We start from the raw sequence: 18,041 nt of genomic DNA on the forward strand, positions 1-18,041 counted from the left end.
CACCGGCTTCGGCGACGTGAAGCTGCTGGCCGCCGTGGGCGACATGACCGGCGACGGCTGGCCCGACCTGATGGGACAGCCGGCGGGCGGCTCCGTCCGGATCTACCCGGGCAACGGGTTGAACGGGCTGAAGCCCAGCTACGTGGCCCATGCCCCGATCGACGCCGGGACCCAGGTCGCGGTCGGACGCTGGGACGGTGACGGCGCGCCGGACAGCATGTTCCGCCAGGGCAACCAGCTCACGCTCTTCCCGGGCAACGGACCGGGCGGGCTGACCAGCCCGACGCCGTTGAAGCTGGACCTCTCGCCCTACGACTGGGTCGTCGGGATCAGCGACGAGACCGGCAGCGGCCACCCGGACCTGATCGTGCGGGCGAAGAGCAACGGCTACCTCTGGCTCATCCCGGGGACGCCGACCGGCTTCGGCCAGCGCCGGTTCCTCGGTGAGGGGATGGAGGCCTACGACCTGGCCGGCTGACGGGCCGTGGCGCGCTCGGCGTCGTACGTCGCGTCGAGACGTCCCGGGTCGGCGTGGGACACCAGGACTACGGAGCCGCCGCGTGCGAGCGGCTCCGCAAAGGAGGCGATCCCCGGTGGGGAAGCCGGGTTCGCCTCCGTGAGGAGACGGCCGCCGTCGGTGAGGAGACTCCCGGCGGCGGCCGTTCGCCACAGCTCGGCGTGGGTGACGCCGGGCAGGGCGAGGTCGTCGGGACCGGGCGGGTCCCAGGCGGTGAAGGCGTCCGGCTGGGACCAGACCTCGATCCCGACGTCGTGGACGCCCGCGGGGAGCGGGTCGGCGAACCGGACCCCCATCGGCAGCAGCGAGCAGGCGAGCACCGGCAGCTCCGTGGCCCGTCCGCCCCACGTCGCAAGGCCGTCCGGACCGCACACCACCGCGTCGGGGTCGTCGCCGGAGACCACGAGCCCCACGGTCCAGGCCGCCCCGAGGAACACCGGTCCCAGCCAGTGCGTGGGCAGGTCGACGTGCAACCGCTGGCCGCGCTCGAGGTCGTGCTCCTCGCTGAGCAGCGAGGCTGCCTTGGCCACCCAGTTCGCGTACGTCGTCACGGACAGCTCGACGCGTTCCCCGCTCGCGTGGTCGTACCACGTGACGAGCGGACGTCCCGGGTCTGCGCGGAGGAGGCCGGTGAGCAGGTCGGTGAAGGTGGTCACCGGACCACCCTAGGAGGCCACCTATGCTGCGCCCATGCCAGCCAACGGGACCATCGACAACTTCTGGGCCGTGATCCCCGCGGGAGGTGCCGGCACCCGGCTCTGGCCGCTCTCGCGCTCCCACGCCCCCAAGTTCCTGCACGACCTGACCGGCAGCGGCATGTCGCTGCTGCAGGAGACCTGGGCGCGGCTCGCGCCGCTCGCCGAGGAGCGGTTCCTGGTCGTGACCGGGCGGGTGCACCGCAGCGCCGTCGCCGAGCAGCTGCCCGCCCTCGGGCCGGACGCGGTGATGGCCGAGCCCTCGCCCCGCGACTCCATGGCCGCCATCGGCCTCGCCGCCGCCCTGCTCGAGCGCGAGGACCCGGACGCCGTGATGGGCTCGTTCGCGGCCGACCACGTGATCACCGACCCCGAGGCCTTCGGTGCGGCGGTGCGGGTCGCGGTCGAGGCCGCCCGGGACGGCTGGCTGGTCACGCTCGGCATCGAGCCGACCTTCGCCTCCCCGGCCTTCGGGTACATCGCGATGGGCGACGACCTGCCGGGGTCCCCGGGGGTCCGGGCCGTGCGTGCGTTCGTGGAGAAGCCCTCCGCGGAGGTGGCTGCGGGCTACCTGGCCGACGGCTCGTACCGGTGGAACGCGGGCATGTTCGTGGTCCGGCCGGGAGTGCTGCTGGACCTGCTCGCGACGTGGCAACCGGAGTTCGCCGCCGCGCTGCGCAGCATCGCCGCCGAGCCCGAGCGGCTCGAGGAGCTCTGGCCGACGCTCCCGCGCATCGCGCTCGACCACGCCATCGCCGAGCCGGCCGCGGAGGCGGGCCGCGTGGTCGTCGTACCCGTGTCGTTCGGGTGGGACGACATCGGCGACTTCGACTCCCTGGCCGCCCTGCTGGACCGCACAGGGGACGGGACGACGGTGCTCGGCGACAGCGCGCTGGTGAGGACCGTCGACGCCAGCGGCCTCGTGGTGCCGCGGTCGGGCCGGGTCGTGGCGGTGGTCGGGCTCGACGACGTGGTCGTCGTCGACACGCCTGACGCGCTGCTGGTGACCACACGGGCGCGCGCCCAGGAGGTCAAGCAGGTCGTGGCCGCGCTGAAGGAGTCCGACCGGGCCGACCTCACCTGACGGTGCTGGCCGGCCCGGCCGGAGCTCACATCGCGCTGGGCTCGGGGGAGTCGGTGTAGGGGTACTTCAGCATGAAGCTGTTCAGGGCCGCTCCGGAGACGTCCGTGCAGTACTGGAACACGCCGACCTGCTTCTTCGGGTCCGTGCCGCCCGTGCCGCCGGCCGACCAGTGCGTGAACGCCACGTGCTGGCCGGAGGGGAACTTCTTGCCGCCCTCGTCCTTCGACGTCCAGGGCGCGGCGATGAACTTGTCGCGGAAGTTGGTGGTGCTGGAGAGCTTGTCGGCGATGGCGTGCATCTGGGTCACCGCGCCGCTGTCGTTGGCGATGGTGCTGTCGTACCAGAGGATCGTGTAGCCGTGCTCGAGGTTGTGCACGAGCGCCTCGAGCGGCGGCCGGTCCTCGGGGGCGTAGAACTTGCGCGACATCGGGGCGGGAGCCACGCCCGCCTCGTTCCAGTGCTTGCCGAACGCCGGCGGGGCGGTCGAGTAGTCGACCGGGGTGCCGGTGGGGACGTGCTGCTGGTTGCCGGTCGCGGGCTGGGTCGTCACCTTGCCGCAGACCGAGGCCGGGGCGCCGATCGAGGCGAGGTCCTTGCCGTTGTACTGGCGGGCGTCCCACCAGTCCTTGATCGGCTTGAACGCTGCGGCTCCGACGATCAGCACGGCGATGAGGGCGCAGACCCCGACGATGGCCAGGCCGCGATTGCGCTCGCTGCCCTTCTGCTTCTTGCGGATCTCGTCGATGACCGCTTGGCGGTCGGACTTGGCGGGCTTCTTGGCCACGGGTCGGGTTCCTCGTTCGGTGCGTGTGCTGGTTGGACGTCGGTCGACGGCAGAGTCTACGGACTGACCGGTCGCAATCCGACGCGACCGGAGGTTTCGGGACCGTCGGGGGCGGTCACTGCCCGCCAGCCGTGGGCGAAGGCGACAGCAGCGACCACCGTGAACGTGGTCGGATCGGTGCCGACGACGAGCTCGCCGGCGTCATCGGTGACCGAGGCGCCCGGGCCGAGCACCGTGTGCAGCGCGGCCACCAGCTCGGCCGCCGGGGCGGCTGTCCCGAACGGCGCGCGGTCGTCCGGGTCCCCGGCGAGGGCGCGGACCACCGCCTCGCGGGCGCCGTAGCCGAACATGTCGGCGCCCTCGGCACGGACCAGCGCGACGGCGCCGGGACCGTCCTCGCCGGGCGGCAGCACCAGGTCGGCACGCCCGCGGACGACGGCGAAGGGACGGCCGCCGAGCTTGCCCTGCGCCAGCTCGCTCATGCCGGCGATCTCGTCGGCGACCGCGGGGGCGGTCACCGCCAGGGGGTTGCCGTGAGCGTCCACGCGCCCGGCGAACTCCTCGAGGACCAGCAGGCCCGCGGCGCCGACCGCGATGTCGGTCTGGCCCTCGCGCCACGCCCGGCCCGCGGTGTCGGTGACGACCACGGCCACGTTGCGGCCGGTGCGCCGACGGATGTCGGAGCGCAGCGCGCGCGCGGACGCGTCGGGGTCCTCCGGCAGCAGCACCACCGTGCCGCTCTCGACGTTGGAGGCGTCGATGCCGGCGGCCGCCATGGTCAGCCCGTGCCGAGTGCGCACGATCGCGGTCGGTCCGCGCCGCGCGACCACGCGGACGGTCTCGCCGGGGAGGGCCTCCTCCCGGGTGCCGGGGCGGACCCGCCCCTCGGCCTTGCTGACCACCTTGCTGGTCACCACCACGACGTCGCCGTCCTCCAGCTCGACCAGGGGCAGCAGCAGGGCCGCGAGGTCGTCACCGGCGCGCACCTCGGGCACCCCGGAGGGGGCCAGGACGTTGATGGCGCCCTCGGGCGGCGCTGCCGTCGCGGGAGCGACCGGGTCGGTGGTCATCCGGCCACGAGCTGCACGGCCGCGGCGGCCATCGCGGCCGTGGCGTCGGGGTCGGTCATCATCAGCGGGACGGCGCGGCAGGCGAGCCCGGCCCCGGTGAGCCGCGGCACCTGGTCGGCGTCGCGCTCGTCGACCAGCCACCCGTCGAGGACGCCGCCGTCGCTGCGGGCGCCGTAGTGGAGTCCGACGCCGGCCGCGCTCACCTCGACCCCGATCGAGGTCAGCATCTGCTCGGCCATCCCGCGCACGTGGGTCCCGCCGACGATGGGGGAGAGGCCCACGACCGGGGCCCGTGTCGCGGCGACGGCCTCGCGGACGCGCGGCACGCCGAGGATCGTGCCGACGGAGACCACAGGGTTCGACGGCGGCAGCACCACGAGGTCGGCGTCGGTGATGGCGTCGATGACGCCGGGGCCTGGCGTGGACTCCTCGAGGCCCACGACGACGACCGTCTCCGCCGGCACCTGGGCCCGGAGGCGGACCCAGTACTCCTGGAAGTGCACGACCCGACGGCCGCTGGGGGAGTCGGGGTCGGCGATGGCCACGTGGGTCTCGACCCGGTCGTCGGTCATGGGGAGGAGGCGGACGCCGGCACCCCAGACCGGGTCGAGCCAGCGACGGCACAGTGCCTCGGTCACCTGCGAGAGCGGGTAGCCGGCGTCGAGCATCTGGGTCCGGACCAGGTGGGTCGCGACGTCCCGGTCGCCGAGGCCGAACCAGGTCGGCTCGACGCCGTACTCCGCGAGCTCGGTGCGCACGCTCCAGGTCTCGTCGCGACGACCCCAGCCGCGCTCGGGGTCGATGCCGTCGCCGAGGGTGTACATCACCGTGTCGAGGTCGGGGCAGACCTTGAGGCCGTGCACCCAGAGGTCGTCGGCGGTGTTCGCGACCACCGTGACCCAGGCGTCGGGGGAGACCCCCGGGAGGGTGCCGGAACCGATGCCGTGGAGGAGCCCCTGCAGGAAGCGGGCTCCGCCCATGCCCCCGGAGAGGACCGTGATGTTGCGCATGGTGCCTATCTTTCCCCACGAGGGGTACGTCCCCCACGCAATAGCCCGTTCGGGTGGTTCCTGCGGAGCACATCCGGGTGGTTCTGCTCTATAGCAGATCCGCGCTTGACTTGTGGTGTACGACAGGCATGTAATTCCCACAGTGTTCTTCGTAGAAGAATCCGGTTTCTTCCGATAGGGGATCGGGGGTGCGGGGGGCCAGTGGGACAAGGCAGTACCGGGTCGAAAGGGCGAGTGCCGTGAGAGAACTCTTTCTCCTCGACGGGGACGCCGAAGAAGCGGGTGGCAGGACCGTGCGTTGTGCGCACAGACGGACCCCGAGGCGTTCTTCCCCGAAAAGGGAGGATCAACCAGGGAGGCCAAGAAGGTCTGCCTGACGTGTGAGGTGCGGGACGAGTGTCTCGAGTCCGCACTGATGAACGACGAGCGCTTCGGCATCTGGGGCGGTCTCTCCGAACGAGAGCGCCGCAAGCTGAAGAAGCGCGCAGTCTGAGTCGGGCGAACCCCGTCGCGTAGTTGTGTGCCCCGGTGACGGGGCACACACGCGAGGGCGGGGGTCCGACCCGCCCGGTCGGAGGTCGGGGACCGGCCCGTTAGGGTTCTTGGTCGTGCATACGACGGTCGCCGCGCTGCTGGTCAGCCACGATGGAGAGCGCTGGCTCCCGTCGGTGATCTCCGGACTCCAGAGTCAGGTCTCTCCCGTCGATCGCGTGGTCGCGATCGACACCGGCAGCAAGGACGGCAGCGCCGCCCTGCTCGAAGAGGCGTTCGACGAGGTGCTCCGCTCGCCCGGGTCCACCTCCTTCCCCGCCGCGGTGGCGCTGGGGCTCGATCGGCTGGCCACGTCCGGCACCGACTGCGAGTGGGTGTGGATCCTCCACGACGACGCCAACCCCGAGCCCGACGCCCTGGCCGCGCTGCTGGCAGCGGCCGAGGCGGACCCCGAGGCCGACGTGCTCGGCCCCAAGCTGCGCGAGTGGCCCTCGCTGAAGCGGCTGCTCGAGCTGGGCGTCACCATCTCCGGCACCGGCCGGCGCGAGACCGGACTCGAGCGTGGTGAGTACGACCAGGGGCAGCACGACCAGGTCCGCACCGTGCTGGCGGTCAACACCGCCGGGATGCTGGTCCGCCGTCGGGTGCTGGAGAAGCTCGGCGGTTTCGACCAGCAGCTGCCCATCTTCGGCAACGACATCGACTTCGGCTGGCGCGCCGCGACCGCCGGCCACCGGACCCTCATCGTCCCGCAGGCCGTGGTCTTCCACGCGGAGGCGGCGCACCGAGGGGTACGGCGCACCCCGCTGACCGGGCGGCACACGCACTACCAGGAGCGCCGCGCCGCCCTCTACACGCTGCTGGCCAACTCCCGCACCCGCGCGCTGCCGTTCCAGCTCGTGCGGCTCGGGTTCGGCACCATCCTGCGGATGATCGGCTTCCTGCTGGTCCGCTCCGTCGGCGAGGCGCTCGACGAGCTCGCCGCCCTGGTGTCGCTGTACTCCAGCCCCCGCGAGATCCTCGCGGCCCGGCGCTCCCGGCAGGGCCGCCAGGTCGTGGCTCCTGCCGACGTCCGCCCCCTGCTCGCCCCGACCTGGCTGCCCTACCGGCACGGCCTGGACTTCGTCGGCGACCTGCTGGCCGCGGCGACCAACCAGGCCCAGGACGTCGCGGAACGCCGCCGCGCGGCCAAGGCCGAGGCGCAGCCCGCGGCCGCGGCCGCTCGCCGGCCCGCCCACGACGACGAGGACATGCTGGGCGAGGACACCGGCGTAGTGGCCCGCTTCCTCACCAGCCCGGTGGCCCTGTCGGTCGCGCTGTTCGTGCTGCTCGCCCTGGTGGGCGCCCGGTCGGCGTTCGGCTCCCTCGCCGGCGGCGGGCTCTCACCCGTGCCGCAGGCTGCAGGCGACTGGTGGCGCCTGTGGACCGAGTCGTGGCATCCGCTCGGCCAGGGCACGGCGGTCCCGGCCCCGGCGTACGTCCTGCCCTTCGCCGCCCTCGCCACGCTGTTCGGGGGCAGCCCGTCGGCCGTGGTGACCGCGATCTTCGTCCTCGTCGTGCCGCTCGGCCTGTGGGGTGCCTGGCGCTTCCTGCGCGTGGTCGGCCGGCTCGCCTCGCCGGTGGGCGCACCGCGCTGGCTGCTGCTGTGGGGGGCCGCCACCTACGCGCTCGTGCCGGTCGTGAGCGGCGCGTGGGGTGACGGGCGCTTCGGCACCGTCGTCGTCGCCGCCCTGCTGCCGTGGCTGGCCCACGCCGCGCTGGGCTTCGCCGACCCCGAGGCGGACCGCCGCTGGCGCGCCGCCTGGCGCTGCGCGCTGCTGCTGGCGCTCGGATCTGCCTTCGCGCCGGGCCTGTGGTTCTTCGCCCTCCTGCTCGGCCTGGTCGTCACGGCCGCGGCCGCCGTCGTCGTCCGCGGCGCCGTGCGCGACCGCTCCGCCTGGGGGCCGCCGGCGACCGCGCTGGGCGCGGTGCCCGTCCTGCTTCTGCCGTGGTGGCTGCCCGCCCTCCAGCACGGGGCCGGTGAGGCCATGCTGCTCGAGGCCGGTCGGCTCCCGGTCGCGATGGTCGACGCCCTCGACCTGGTCACCGGGCGGGTGGGCGACCTGGGTGCCCCCGCCTGGCTCGGCATCGTCCTCGCGGTGCTCGCCGTGCTCGCGCTGATCCCGCGCTCGACCCGGGTGCCGGTGATCGTCTGCTGGATCGTCGCCGCGGTCGCGGCGGTGACCGCCGCCGTCGTCGGCACCATCACCCTCGACCTGGCCACGACCTCCACCCACGCCGCGCTCGGCTCCCTGGTGGTGGTCCTGCAGGGCACGTTCGTCGTGGCGGCCTCGCTCGGAGCACAGGCCGTCGTCGAGAACTCCACGGACTCCGCCCCCCTGTGGCGGCGCGGGATCGGGGCGGTGCTGGTCGTCGTCGCGGGCGTGGTGCCGCTGGTGGGTCTCGGCTGGTTCGTGGTCGGCGGCCACGACCGGCTCGACGAGACCGCCGGCGAGGGCATCCCGGCCTACATGGTGCAGAGCTCCATGACCGGTGACGCCCACGGGATCCTGGTGGTCCGCGGCGACGTCGACCACGGCCTCACCTACACGGTCCGGCGCGGCGACGGGGTGACCCTCGGCGAGGACGAGATCATCGACCTCTCGGCCGAGGACCCCGGCTTCACGCGGGCGGTGCGGGCCCTGGCCTCACGACCCACCCGGAGGTCGTCGACCTGCTGGCCAGCCGGGGCATCGAGTACGTCGTGCTGCCCTCGCCGGCCGACGGCAACGTGGCCTCGGCCCTCGACGCCACGGGCGGCCTGGTGCAGGCCAGTGCCGAGGACCGCTCCACCCGGGCCTGGAAGGTCGCCCGGCAACCCGACCCGACGGCTGTCGACGGCCCGCGCTCGTGGCTGCGGATCGGCCTCCTCGTCCTCCAGGCCGTGGCGATCGTGGTCGTGGCCGTCCTCTGCGTGCCTACCAGTGAACGGAGGCGTCGCCGGTGAGCCACCCGACGTCCGGACGCCGCTCCGTGAGGCGCCGCGTCCGCCTCGACACCACCACCGTGCTCGCGGTGGTGCTGCCCCTGCTGACCATCGGGTCGCTGCTGCTGGTGCGACCGGGGGACTCCCCGGACCTCAGCAGCCCGCCGACCCGGACCACCCTGACCAGCGCCTCGATCGTGTGCCCCTCCGCGATGCCGGCATCGCCGGCGGGCTACCTCTCGACGACGAGCAAGGGAGCCAAGGGCAAGGTCGACGTGACCGCGGGGTCGACGTCGACGAAGGCCTCGCTCTCCGAGGGGACGGTGACCACCGTCCGTCCGGGCACCGGGCCGTTCGTGGTCACCGGTCAGGACGAGCTGGCCCCCGGCCTGGTCGGAGCCCGCTCCGGCGGCGCGAGCCAGCTGGCGGCCGTGGCCTGCCCGGCACCCTCGCCCGACCAATGGTTCACCGGAGTCGGCGCGGGAGCGCGCCACGACTCCGTCCTCGAGCTGGTCAACCCCGACGCCGGTCCGGCAGTTGCCGACATCACCGTCTCGGCCGGCACCGGACAGATCGACGTCCCGCGCCTGCGCGGGGTGTCCGTGCCCGGCCACAGCAGCATCCGGCTCGACCTGGGCCAGGTCTCGCCCCGCCGCGGCGAGCTGGCGCTCCACGTGGTCACCTCCCGCGGCCGGCTGGCCGCCACGGTGCTGGACAGTTCCGACGAGCTCGGCCGCGGCCAGGCCAGCCAGGACTGGCTGCCGGCCCAGCAGGCGCCGTCGACCGACAACTTCCTGCTCGGCCTCGGAGCCGGGCCCGGCGGACGGCTGCTCACGCTGGCCAACGACGCCGACAGCGAGGTGCGGGCCACCGTGCGCTTCGTCAGCGAGGACTCGGTCTTCGCGCCCGAGGGCATCGGCGAGGTGCGGGTGCCGCCCCAGGGCGTGGCCCGGCTCGCGCTCTCGGCGGCGCTCCAGTCCGCCATCGACAAGGGCGTGGTCGGGGTGGAGGTCACCTCCGAGCAGCCGCTGACCGCGACCCTGCGCACCTTCGCCGGCGGGGACCTGTCGCACGCCGTGGCAGGCCCGCAGATCCGATCCGGAGCGTCGGTGATCGTCCCGGCGGGCGCCAAGAAGGTCCTCCTCGCGGGCGCCCAGGCCGTCGGGGCTGCCACCGTGGTGGCGCGCTCGGCCACCGGCGAGGAGCTGGCCCACACCCGTGCCGACCTGCGGCCCGGGCGCGGCACGGTCGTGCCCGTGCCCCCGCGGGCGACGCTGGTCACGGTGGTGCCCGAGGGCACCAGCGTCAGCGGGGCCGTGATCGTCTCGGGTGCCGGAGCCGCCGTGGTGCCGCTGACGGAGTCGCTGATGAGCGGCCTGGTCCCGGACGTCCGTCCAGGACTCTCCTAGTGCCTCAGTCCGCGTCGCCCTCGTAGCGGGGGTCGACCTGCTCGGCCTCGATGCCGAGCAGCTCTGCGACCTGCTCGACGACGACGGTGAGCACCATCGCCTCGAGGTCGGTGCGTGTCTCGCAGCGGTGCTCGATCGGGCGCCGGAACAGCACGAGGCGGGTCGGGTCACCGCCGGTGCCGCGCACCAGGGACGAGAGCGGCACCGTCCCCGAGTCCCAGTCGTCGGGGATCTGCGGTGCGTCCTCGACGGCGTACTCCACCAGCCCGAGGCGGTCCTGCCAGCGTTCGTCGATCTCCGTCACGATGCTCAGGGCGAGGTCGTCGAAGCGCTCCCGGGCGGTCCGCAGCTCCGGGCGACCGGGGTCGCGGGGCACCACGGCGGGGCCCCGCATGCCGCGTCCGCGACGGTCCCGTCGCCGGCGTACGGCGGTGGTGCGAGAGCTGGCGTCTTCCACGCCGCGAGCCTAATGGGGGCGCGACCTGACGGCAGGTAGCGTCTGCGCCGTGAGTCCTGTCCGCCGCTGTTCGCGTACCGCCTGTGGCCGCACCGCGGTCAACACGCTGACCTACGTCTACGCCGACCAGACGGCGGTCCTCGGACCCCTCGCGACGTACGCCGAGCCGCACGCCTACGACCTGTGCGACGTGCACAGCGAGCGGCTCTCGGCACCGCGGGGCTGGGAGGTCCTGCGCCTCGCCCCGGACCCGGCGGCCCAGGGGCCCTCCAGCGACGACCTCCTCGCGCTCGCCGACGCCGTGCGCGAGGCGGCCCGGCCGGCGCCGCAGCCGATGCGGCCCAGCCCGGCTGAGGAGACCGGTCGTGAGCGCGGACGACGCGGGCACCTGCGCATGCTGAGCACCGACTGACACGGCTGGCCCCGGGAGACCGTTAGGCTCCGGCCATGCCCGGAACGCTGGATCCCACCAACCTCGCTGCCGTCTTCAAGGCCTACGACGTGCGCGGTGTGGTGCCCGACCAGATCGACGAGGAGCTGGCGCGTGCCACCGGCCGTGCGTTCGTGCAGGTCCTCGGCGCCGACACCGTCGTCATCGGCCACGACATGCGGCCGAGCTCGCCGGGCATGGCGGGTGCGTTCGCCGACGGAGCCACCGAGGCCGGGGCCGACGTCATCCTCATCGGCCTGGCCTCGACCGACCAGCTCTACTTCGCGTCCGGCCACCTCGGGCACCCGGGTGTGATGTTCACCGCCAGCCACAACCCGGCGCAGTACAACGGCATCAAGATGTGCCGCGCCGGTGCGACTCCGGTCGGCATGGAGACCGGCCTGGCCGAGATCCGCGACGCGGTCGCCGCCGGCGGTCGGGCCGTGGCGGCTCGCCAGGGCACGATCAGCAATCACGACGTCCTCGAGGCGTACGCCGCGCACCTGCTCGCCCTGTCGCCGGTCACCGGCCGCCGGCTCAAGGTGGTCGTCGACGCGGGCAACGGCATGGCCGGGCACACCGCGCCGGCGGTGTTCGGCCGCCTGGGCGGGGACCGCATCGAGGTCGTGCCGATGTACTTCGAGCTGGACGGCACCTTCCCCAACCACGAGGCCAACCCGATCGACCCCGACACCCTGGTCGACCTGCAGAAGCGGGTCGTCGCCGAGGGTGCGGACATCGGCCTGGCCTTCGACGGGGACGCGGACCGGTGCTTCCTCGTCGACGAGCGCGGCGAGGCCGTCTCCCCGTCCACGCTCACCGCGCTGATCGCCTCGCGGGAGCTGGCCAAGGAGCCGGGCGCGACGGTGATCCACAACCTGATCACCAGCCGCGCGGTCCCCGAGACCGTGACCGAGCTCGGCGGGACTCCGGTCCGCACCCGGGTGGGGCACTCCTTCATCAAGGCCACGATGGCCGAGACCGACGCCATCTTCGGCGGCGAGCACAGCGGCCACTTCTACTTCCGCGACTTCTGGCGCGCCGACTCGGGGATGCTCGCCGCCCTCCACGCCCTCGCCGCGCTCGCCGAGTCCGACCGGACGCTGTCGGAGCTGCTCGCCGACCACGAGCGCTACGTCGTCAGCGGCGAGATCAACTCGACGGTGAGCGACCCGGCGGCCGTCGTGGCCGAGATCGAGGCGACCTACGGCGGCCGGGACGGGGTCACCCTGGACCGCCTGGACGGGCTGACCGTCTCCCACGACGACTGGTGGTTCAACGTCCGCCCGTCCAACACCGAACCCCTGCTCCGGCTCAACGCAGAAGGTCGCGACGCCTCCACCATGGTGGAGGTCCGCGACGCCGTCCTCGCGATCATCAGGAGAGAACGCCCGTGAACATCGACCCCGCCCTGCTGGCCATCATCGTCTGCCCCCAGTGCCGTGCCTCGCTCGAGCCGACGGGGGAGGAGCTCGTGTGCACCGGCTGCGGCCTGGCCTACCCGGTGCGCGACGACATCCCCGTGCTGCTCGTCGACGAGGCCCGTAAGCCGGCCTGAGCCCCCTGGAGGCGGCGATGTCCACCTGGTTCGACGAGTCCCGTCTTGACGACGAGTCGGTGTTGGCGGCGCAGGACGCCGTGCTGAGGCCGTTGGCCGAGGCCGGCGCCCGGGTGCGCCGGGAGTCGATCGACGCCTCGGCCGCTGCGGCCGAGGCAGTCGCCCGCAGCCAGGACCAGGCGCGGCCGCGCGCGGTGATCGCCGCCGGCCCGGACTCGCGGCTGCTGCGTGCGGTGCTCGAGCCGTGGTGCCCGGTGCCGTTCGTGGCCTGGCCCGGCACGATGCTGCCCGGGTGGGCCGGGAGCCTGGACCTGGTGGTCGTGCTCGCGCCGGACGGCGCCGACCCCGGCACCGCCTCCGCGGTCGCCGAGGCCGTCCGCCGGGGGTGCCAGGTCGTCGTCGCGTGCCCGCCGGGCTCGCTGGTCGCCGACCACGCCGTCGGCCGGTGGGTGACCCTGCTGCCGACCGTCACCCGCGACCAGCTCGCCACGGCCGTGGTGATGCTGGAGTACCTCGACCGGGTCGGCCTGGGTCCGCGGGCGGACGCCGAGGTGGTCGCCGAGGCCCTGGACTCCGTGGCGATCGCCTGCTCGCCGCACCGCGATCTCGCCGTCAACCCGGCCAAGATGCTGGCGATCGCCCTCGCCGACTCGACGCCGCTGGTCTGGGGAGGCTCCGTGCTGGCGGCGCGGGCCGCCCGCCGGGTCGCCGAGTCGATCCGCCGCGCCAGCGGGCGCACCGCGCTCGCCGGTGACGCCGAGCACCTGCTGCCGGTGATCGAGGCGACCCGGGCCCGCGACGTCTTCGACGACCCGGTGGCCGACGGGGGCGGGGAGCTGCGTCCGATGCTGCTGGTGCTCGACGACGGGGCCGAGGACCCGGTCGTGCGCGAGCTGCGCGGCCGGCTGCAGGCAGCCGCCGCGGATCGCGGCGTACGGGTGGAGACGGTGACCACGGAGGCGGCCACCGAGGTGGCCCGCTACGCCTCGCTGCTGCTCAGCGGGACCTATGCCGCGGAGTACCTCCGGCTCGGCCTGGTGGACGACTGACGATGTGCTGAGCGTGGGCGCCGCTCGCTAGGTTGAGCGGATGCCCAGCCGGCCCGCCTCGCTCCGTGACCCGTGGTTCGACAACGCCAAGATGGCGTTGGTGACCCTGGTCGTGGTGGGTCACGCGTGGACGCTGCTGCCGTACAACACGCTGGACGACCACCTGTACGACTTCCTCTACGCCTGGCACGTGCCGGCGTTCGTCTTCGTCACCGGCTACCTGTCGCGGTCCTTCACCTGGACCCGCTCGCGCCTGTGGGGGCTGTTCAAGGGCGTCCTCGTGCCCTACCTGGTCTTCGAGCTGCTCCTCGCGCTCTTCCGCATCTACGTCGGTGGCGAGGCGCTCGACGGCCTCTTCGCCGACCCGCACTGGCCGATGTGGTACCTCGCCGCGCTGTTCCTGTGGCGGCTGCTGACGCCGGTCTTCAGGCCGATGCCCGGCGGTGTCGTGGTGGCGGTCGTGATCAGCCTGGCCGCCGGGATGAGGGCGGGCGACACCCTCGACCTCGCCCGGGTGCTCGGGCTGCTGCCGTTCTTCGTGCTGGGCCTGAAGGCCACGCCCGAGCGCCTCGAGCTGCTCCGTCGCCGGCCGGCCCGGATCGCCGGCGGGGCCGTGCTGGTCGCGGTCTTCGTGCTCAGTGTCTGGACCGACACCTGGGCCAACACCGAGTGGCTCTACTACCGCTCGACGTACGGCGAGCTCGACGTCTCCGACACCCGCGCCTTCCTCACCCGCAGCGCGCTGCTGGTCGTGGGTGGGGTGACCGCGCTGGCCTTCCTCGCGGTGGTGCCGCGCGTCAGTGGCTGGTTCAGCCGGATGGGCACCTGGACCCTCGGCGTCTACCTGTCCCACGGGTTCTTCATCCTGTCGGCGACCTACCTGGGCTACCAGGAGTGGACCGCGAACCACGCCGGGCTCGCCCTGGTGGTGACAACCCTCGCCGCGGTCGGACTGGCGCTGCTGCTCGCGTGGAGCCCGTTGGCCCGACGGCTCGACCTCGTCGTCGACCCCTTCGGCTCCGCCGAGCACCGGGTCCGCCACGCCGTCGGCCTCACTGCGGTGAGCGCCGAGGTCGTCGCCGGTCGCGCTCCGGAGGTCGTGGCGCTCGGCGACGCCTGCTGACCAGATAACCTTCCGCGCATGTCTGCAGAGGGTGGGACCAAGGCCGTCGTGGCGGCGCTGGCGGCCAATCTGGGGATCGCGGTGACGAAGTTCGTCGCGTTCTTCCTGACCGGGGTCAGCTCGATGCTGGCGGAGGCGATCCACTCCGTGGCCGACTCCGGCAACCAGGTGCTGCTGCTCCTCGGGGGCAAGAAGGCCCAGAAGGACGCCACCCCGGAGCACCCGTTCGGCTACGGGCGCGAGCGCTACATCTACTCGTTCATCGTCTCGATCGTGCTCTTCAGCGTGGGTGGGCTGTTCGCGCTCTACGAGGCCTACCACAAGTACCACGAGATCCACGCTGCCCACGGCCACCCGGCCGACTCGATCCTCGACAGTCGCTGGTGGTGGGTGCCGCCGCTCGTCCTGGCGGTCGCGATCGTGCTGGAGGGCCTGTCGTTCCGCACCGCCATCCTCGAGACGAGCAAGATCAAGGGGAGCGCGACGTTCCCGCAGTTCATCCGCCGGGCCAAGCAGCCCGAGCTGCCGGTGATCCTGCTCGAGGACTTCGCCGCGCTGATCGGCCTCGCGTTCGCGTTCATCGCCGTCGTGCTGTCCCTGGTCACGGAGAACCTCTACTTCGACGTCGTCGGCACGGCGCTGATCGGCCTGCTGCTGGTCTGCGTCGCCGTCGTCCTCGGTCTCGAGACCAAGAGCCTGCTGCTGGGGGAGTCGGCCAGCGTCCCGGCCCAGCGCCGCATCGCGGACGCCCTCGAGGGCACCGCCGGCGTCGAGCGGATCATCCACATGAAGACCCTGCACCTGGGGCCGGAGGAGCTGCTGGTCGCGGCCAAGATCGGGGTGGCGACCGGGGCCACCTCCGAGCAGGTGGCCGACGCGATCGACCGGGCCGAGCGGGCGGTACGGGCGGCCGAGCCGACCGCCCAGGTGATCTACCTCGAGCCGGACATCTACCGCAGCGACTACGTGCCCGCCGAGCGACCCGAGCCACCCGCCCCCGCCGCCCACTGACCGCAGCCGGACCGGACCGGCCCCCTGCCGGAGTCGTCGAGGATTCTGCGTCCGGCGACGGCTCGTTCTAATCTCGAACCACAGCCACGAGACCTCAGAGCAGGGGGCAATTGATGGACTACAAGGTCGCCGACCTCAGCCTGGCCGACTACGGCCGCACCGAGATCCAGCTCGCCGAGCACGAGATGCCGGGCCTGATGGCCATGCGCGCCCGTTACGGCGACTCCAAGCCGCTGGCCGGTGCCCGCATCGCCGGCTCGCTGCACATGACGATCCAGACCGCCGTCCTCATCGAGACGCTCGTCGCGCTCGGTGCCGAGGTGCGCTGGGCGTCCTGCAACATCTTCTCCACCCAGGACCACGCGGCCGCGGCCGTTGCGGTCGGTCCGAACGGCACCCCCGAGGCGCCCGCCGGCGTCCCGGTCTTCGCCTGGAAGGGCGAGAGCCTGGAGGAGTACTGGTGGTGCACCCAGCAGATCCTGCAGTGGCCCGCCGGCCAGTTCGCCAACATGATCCTCGACGACGGCGGTGACGCGACCATGCTCGTCCACCTCGGCGTCGAGGCCGAGAAGACCGGCAAGGCGCCCGACCCGGCCTCCGCGAAGAGCCACGAGCAGCGGATCGTCTTCGAGGTCCTTCAGGCCTCGCTCGCCGAGAGCGGCGAGCGCTGGACCAAGATCGCCAACGAGATCAAGGGCGTGACCGAGGAGACCACCACCGGTGTCCACCGGCTCTACGACATGATGAAGGAGGGGTCGCTCCTCTTCCCCGCCATCAACGTCAACGACTCGGTCACCAAGTCGAAGTTCGACAACAAGTACGGCTGCCGCCACTCGCTCATCGACGGCATCAACCGCGCCACCGACGTCCTGATCGGCGGCAAGGTCGCGGTCGTCTGCGGGTACGGCGACGTCGGCAAGGGCTGCGCGGAGTCGCTGCGCGGCCAGGGTGCTCGCGTCATCGTCACCGAGATCGACCCGATCTGCGCGCTGCAGGCCGCCATGGACGGCTACCAGGTCGCCACCCTCGACGACGTGCTCGGCGTGGCGGACATCATCATCACCGCCACGGGCAACAAGGACGTCGTCACCGTCGACCAGATGTCCCGGATGAAGCACCAGGCGATCCTCGGCAACATCGGTCACTTCGACAACGAGATCGACATGGCCGGCCTCGAGACCTACGAGGGCGTGGTCCGCAAGACCGTCAAGCCGCAGGTCGACGTCTGGACCTTCCCGACCGGCACCTCGATCATCGTGCTGTCCGAGGGCCGCCTGATGAACCTCGGCAACGCCACCGGCCACCCGTCGTTCGTCATGTCGAACTCCTTCACCAACCAGGTGCTGGCGCAGGTGGAGCTCTTCACCAAGCCGGAGGAGTACCCCGTCGGCGTCTACGTGCTGCCCAAGCACCTCGACGAGGAGGTCGCCCGCCTCCACCTCGACTCGCTCGGTGTGAAGCTCACGACGCTCACCGACGACCAGGCCTCGTACCTCGGCGTCGACGTGGCCGGGCCCTACAAGTCCGACGAGTACCGCTACTGATCCACCCCTCCCGGAGCACGCTCCGGGAGCTCGACGAGGCCGCCCGAGGAGACCCCCGGGCGGCCTTGTTGTGTCGTGTTCGGGGGTTTGCGGGGTTCGCCCCCGTGCGGCTGGCAAGATTGGGACATGACCCAGCTCGCTGGCACGACGCCGGACAACGCCTGGAAGGGGCGGATCCTGGTCGTGGACGACGACGCCTCCCTCGCGGAGATGCTCACGATCGTGCTGCGCCAGGAGGGCTTCGACAGCCGGATGTGCACCCGTGGCGACCACGCCATGGACGAGTTCCGCGACTACAAGCCCGATCTGGTGCTGCTGGACCTGATGCTGCCGGGCAAGGACGGCATCGACGTGTGCAAGGAGATCCGCGCCGAGTCCGGGGTGCCGATCGTGATGCTGACCGCCAAGGGCGACACCGTCGACGTGGTGGTGGGGCTGGAGTCCGGGGCCGACGACTACGTCGTCAAGCCGTTCAAGCCGAAGGAGCTCGTGGCCCGCATCCGGGCCCGGGTGCGTCGTTACGACCCGCCGGCCCAGGAGTCGCTGAGCATCGGCGACCTGTCCATCGACGTCGCCGGTCACTCGGTCACCCGCGGCGGGGCCCCGATCAGCCTGACCCCGCTCGAGTTCGACCTGCTGGTCTGCCTCGCGCGCAAGCCGTGGCAGGTGTTCACCCGCGAGGTCCTCCTGGAGCAGGTCTGGGGCTACCGGCACGCGGCCGACACCCGGCTGGTCAACGTGCACGTGCAGCGCCTGAGGTCGAAGGTCGAGCACGACCCGGAGAACCCCGAGATCGTCGTGACCGTGCGTGGCGTGGGGTACAAGGCCGGAAACGCCTGAGCC

Annotated in this window: 19 protein-coding genes and 1 pseudogene; 14 read left to right on the plus strand and 6 right to left on the minus strand. The window is 72.7% G+C overall.

The features are described from left to right. Positions 1-16 precede the first annotated feature (16 nt). Positions 17-478 carry an FG-GAP repeat domain-containing protein gene (locus tag H0S67_RS06165; protein ID WP_180935856.1) on the plus strand — a complete coding sequence of 154 codons (462 nt, stop codon included), beginning with the start codon at positions 17-19 and terminating at the stop codon, positions 476-478. On the opposite strand, the gene H0S67_RS06170 is transcribed toward H0S67_RS06165, so the two are convergent. Then, positions 460-1,173: a TIGR03089 family protein gene (locus H0S67_RS06170; protein ID WP_180935857.1), complete on the minus strand. Its 714-nt coding sequence runs from the start codon at positions 1,171-1,173 to the stop codon at positions 460-462. The genes H0S67_RS06165 and H0S67_RS06170 overlap by 19 nt on opposite strands. Positions 1,174-1,207: 34 nt before the next feature. On the opposite strand from H0S67_RS06170, the gene H0S67_RS06175 reads away from it, so the two are divergent. Next, a complete protein-coding gene (locus H0S67_RS06175) occupies positions 1,208-2,296 on the plus strand; it encodes a mannose-1-phosphate guanylyltransferase (RefSeq protein ID WP_180935858.1) in 1,089 nt (362 codons plus the stop codon). A 25-nt stretch (positions 2,297-2,321) separates the two neighbouring features. Here H0S67_RS06175 and H0S67_RS06180 read toward each other — a convergent pair whose 3' ends face one another. From H0S67_RS06180 to cofD, 3 genes are read right to left on the minus strand one after another with little or no spacing between them, the layout of a single operon-like run. Next, a complete protein-coding gene (locus tag H0S67_RS06180) occupies positions 2,322-3,080 on the minus strand; it encodes a DUF3105 domain-containing protein (RefSeq protein ID WP_180935859.1) in 759 nt (252 codons plus the stop codon). A gap of 56 nt (positions 3,081-3,136) precedes the next feature. Next, on the minus strand, positions 3,137-4,150 hold the full coding sequence (locus H0S67_RS06185; RefSeq protein WP_180935860.1) for a coenzyme F420-0:L-glutamate ligase: 1,014 nt from the start codon (positions 4,148-4,150) through the stop codon (positions 3,137-3,139). Further along, complete coding sequence (gene cofD, locus H0S67_RS06190; RefSeq protein WP_180935861.1) at positions 4,147-5,160, minus strand: 2-phospho-L-lactate transferase; 1,014 nt, start codon at positions 5,158-5,160, stop codon at positions 4,147-4,149. Before cofD ends, H0S67_RS06185 begins: the two co-directional genes overlap by 4 nt. Before the next feature lie 298 nt (positions 5,161-5,458). Between cofD and H0S67_RS06195 the strand changes: the two genes are divergently transcribed. After that, complete coding sequence (locus tag H0S67_RS06195; protein WP_180935862.1) at positions 5,459-5,653, plus strand: WhiB family transcriptional regulator; 195 nt, start codon at positions 5,459-5,461, stop codon at positions 5,651-5,653. A gap of 175 nt (positions 5,654-5,828) precedes the next feature. Next, positions 5,829-6,371: pseudogene (locus H0S67_RS27850) on the plus strand (glycosyltransferase family 2 protein); the annotation flags it as partial. Positions 6,372-7,034: 663 nt separating this feature from the next. On the opposite strand, the gene H0S67_RS23200 reads toward H0S67_RS27850, so the two are convergent. After that, positions 7,035-8,228: a hypothetical protein gene (locus H0S67_RS23200; RefSeq protein WP_219635518.1), complete on the minus strand. Its 1,194-nt coding sequence runs from the start codon at positions 8,226-8,228 to the stop codon at positions 7,035-7,037. Between the two features lie 167 nt (positions 8,229-8,395). Here H0S67_RS23200 and H0S67_RS23205 point away from each other — a divergent pair, with 167 nt between their 5' ends. Together H0S67_RS23205 and H0S67_RS23210 are read left to right on the plus strand one after the other, a co-directional pair. Next, positions 8,396-8,638, plus strand: coding sequence for a hypothetical protein (locus tag H0S67_RS23205; protein WP_219635519.1), 243 nt, complete (start codon positions 8,396-8,398; stop codon positions 8,636-8,638). Further along, complete coding sequence (locus H0S67_RS23210) at positions 8,635-10,026, plus strand: DUF5719 family protein (RefSeq protein ID WP_219635521.1); 1,392 nt, start codon at positions 8,635-8,637, stop codon at positions 10,024-10,026. Before H0S67_RS23205 ends, H0S67_RS23210 begins: the two co-directional genes overlap by 4 nt. A gap of 4 nt (positions 10,027-10,030) precedes the next feature. Here H0S67_RS23210 and H0S67_RS06205 read toward each other — a convergent pair whose 3' ends face one another. Further along, entirely contained in the window at positions 10,031-10,483 is a 453-nt protein-coding gene (locus H0S67_RS06205) for a metallopeptidase family protein (RefSeq protein WP_246355180.1), read from the minus strand. 49 nt (positions 10,484-10,532) lie between these two features. Between H0S67_RS06205 and H0S67_RS06210 the strand changes: the two genes are divergently transcribed. The 8 genes from H0S67_RS06210 to mtrA all read left to right on the plus strand — a co-directional run bounded on the left by H0S67_RS06210 (position 10,533) and on the right by mtrA (position 18,038). Continuing rightward, a complete protein-coding gene (locus tag H0S67_RS06210; RefSeq protein WP_180935864.1) occupies positions 10,533-10,895 on the plus strand; it encodes a DUF3499 domain-containing protein in 363 nt (120 codons plus the stop codon). Positions 10,896-10,930: 35 nt separating this feature from the next. Beyond that, on the plus strand, positions 10,931-12,310 hold the full coding sequence (locus H0S67_RS06215; protein WP_180935865.1) for a phosphomannomutase/phosphoglucomutase: 1,380 nt from the start codon (positions 10,931-10,933) through the stop codon (positions 12,308-12,310). Continuing rightward, positions 12,307-12,471, plus strand: a complete 165-nt coding sequence (locus H0S67_RS06220) for a Trm112 family protein (RefSeq protein ID WP_180935866.1) — start codon at positions 12,307-12,309, stop codon at positions 12,469-12,471. Before H0S67_RS06215 ends, H0S67_RS06220 begins: the two co-directional genes overlap by 4 nt. Positions 12,472-12,488: 17 nt before the next feature. Then, a complete protein-coding gene (locus tag H0S67_RS06225) occupies positions 12,489-13,520 on the plus strand; it encodes an SIS domain-containing protein (protein WP_180935867.1) in 1,032 nt (343 codons plus the stop codon). A gap of 40 nt (positions 13,521-13,560) precedes the next feature. Then, positions 13,561-14,643, plus strand: coding sequence for an acyltransferase family protein (locus tag H0S67_RS06230; RefSeq protein ID WP_180935868.1), 1,083 nt, complete (start codon positions 13,561-13,563; stop codon positions 14,641-14,643). 18 nt (positions 14,644-14,661) lie between these two features. Continuing rightward, positions 14,662-15,654 (plus strand): cation diffusion facilitator family transporter, encoded by a 993-nt coding sequence (locus H0S67_RS06235; RefSeq protein ID WP_180935869.1) that lies wholly within the window; start codon positions 14,662-14,664, stop codon positions 15,652-15,654. 113 nt (positions 15,655-15,767) lie between these two features. Beyond that, positions 15,768-17,198: an adenosylhomocysteinase gene (gene ahcY / locus H0S67_RS06240; protein WP_180935870.1), complete on the plus strand. Its 1,431-nt coding sequence runs from the start codon at positions 15,768-15,770 to the stop codon at positions 17,196-17,198. A gap of 126 nt (positions 17,199-17,324) precedes the next feature. Beyond that, positions 17,325-18,038, plus strand: coding sequence for an MtrAB system response regulator MtrA (gene mtrA / locus H0S67_RS06245; protein WP_180935871.1), 714 nt, complete (start codon positions 17,325-17,327; stop codon positions 18,036-18,038). Positions 18,039-18,041: the final 3 nt, after the last annotated feature.

Origin of the sequence: Nocardioides ungokensis (genome assembly GCF_013466985.1) — a bacterium.
Lineage (GTDB): Bacteria > Actinomycetota > Actinomycetes > Propionibacteriales > Nocardioidaceae > Nocardioides > Nocardioides ungokensis.

Coding starts and splice junctions, on each gene's coding strand:
- H0S67_RS06175 (WP_180935858.1), top strand. CDS start 1,208: ATGCCAGCCAACGGGACCATCGACAACTTCTGGGCCGTGATCCCCGCG.
- H0S67_RS06185 (WP_180935860.1), bottom strand. CDS start 4,150: ATGACCACCGACCCGGTCGCTCCCGCGACGGCAGCGCCGCCCGAGGGC.
- cofD (WP_180935861.1), bottom strand. CDS start 5,160: ATGCGCAACATCACGGTCCTCTCCGGGGGCATGGGCGGAGCCCGCTTC.
- H0S67_RS06215 (WP_180935865.1), top strand. CDS start 10,931: ATGCCCGGAACGCTGGATCCCACCAACCTCGCTGCCGTCTTCAAGGCC.
- H0S67_RS06225 (WP_180935867.1), top strand. CDS start 12,489: ATGTCCACCTGGTTCGACGAGTCCCGTCTTGACGACGAGTCGGTGTTG.
- H0S67_RS06230 (WP_180935868.1), top strand. CDS start 13,561: ATGCCCAGCCGGCCCGCCTCGCTCCGTGACCCGTGGTTCGACAACGCC.
- H0S67_RS06235 (WP_180935869.1), top strand. CDS start 14,662: ATGTCTGCAGAGGGTGGGACCAAGGCCGTCGTGGCGGCGCTGGCGGCC.
- ahcY (WP_180935870.1), top strand. CDS start 15,768: ATGGACTACAAGGTCGCCGACCTCAGCCTGGCCGACTACGGCCGCACC.
- mtrA (WP_180935871.1), top strand. CDS start 17,325: ATGACCCAGCTCGCTGGCACGACGCCGGACAACGCCTGGAAGGGGCGG.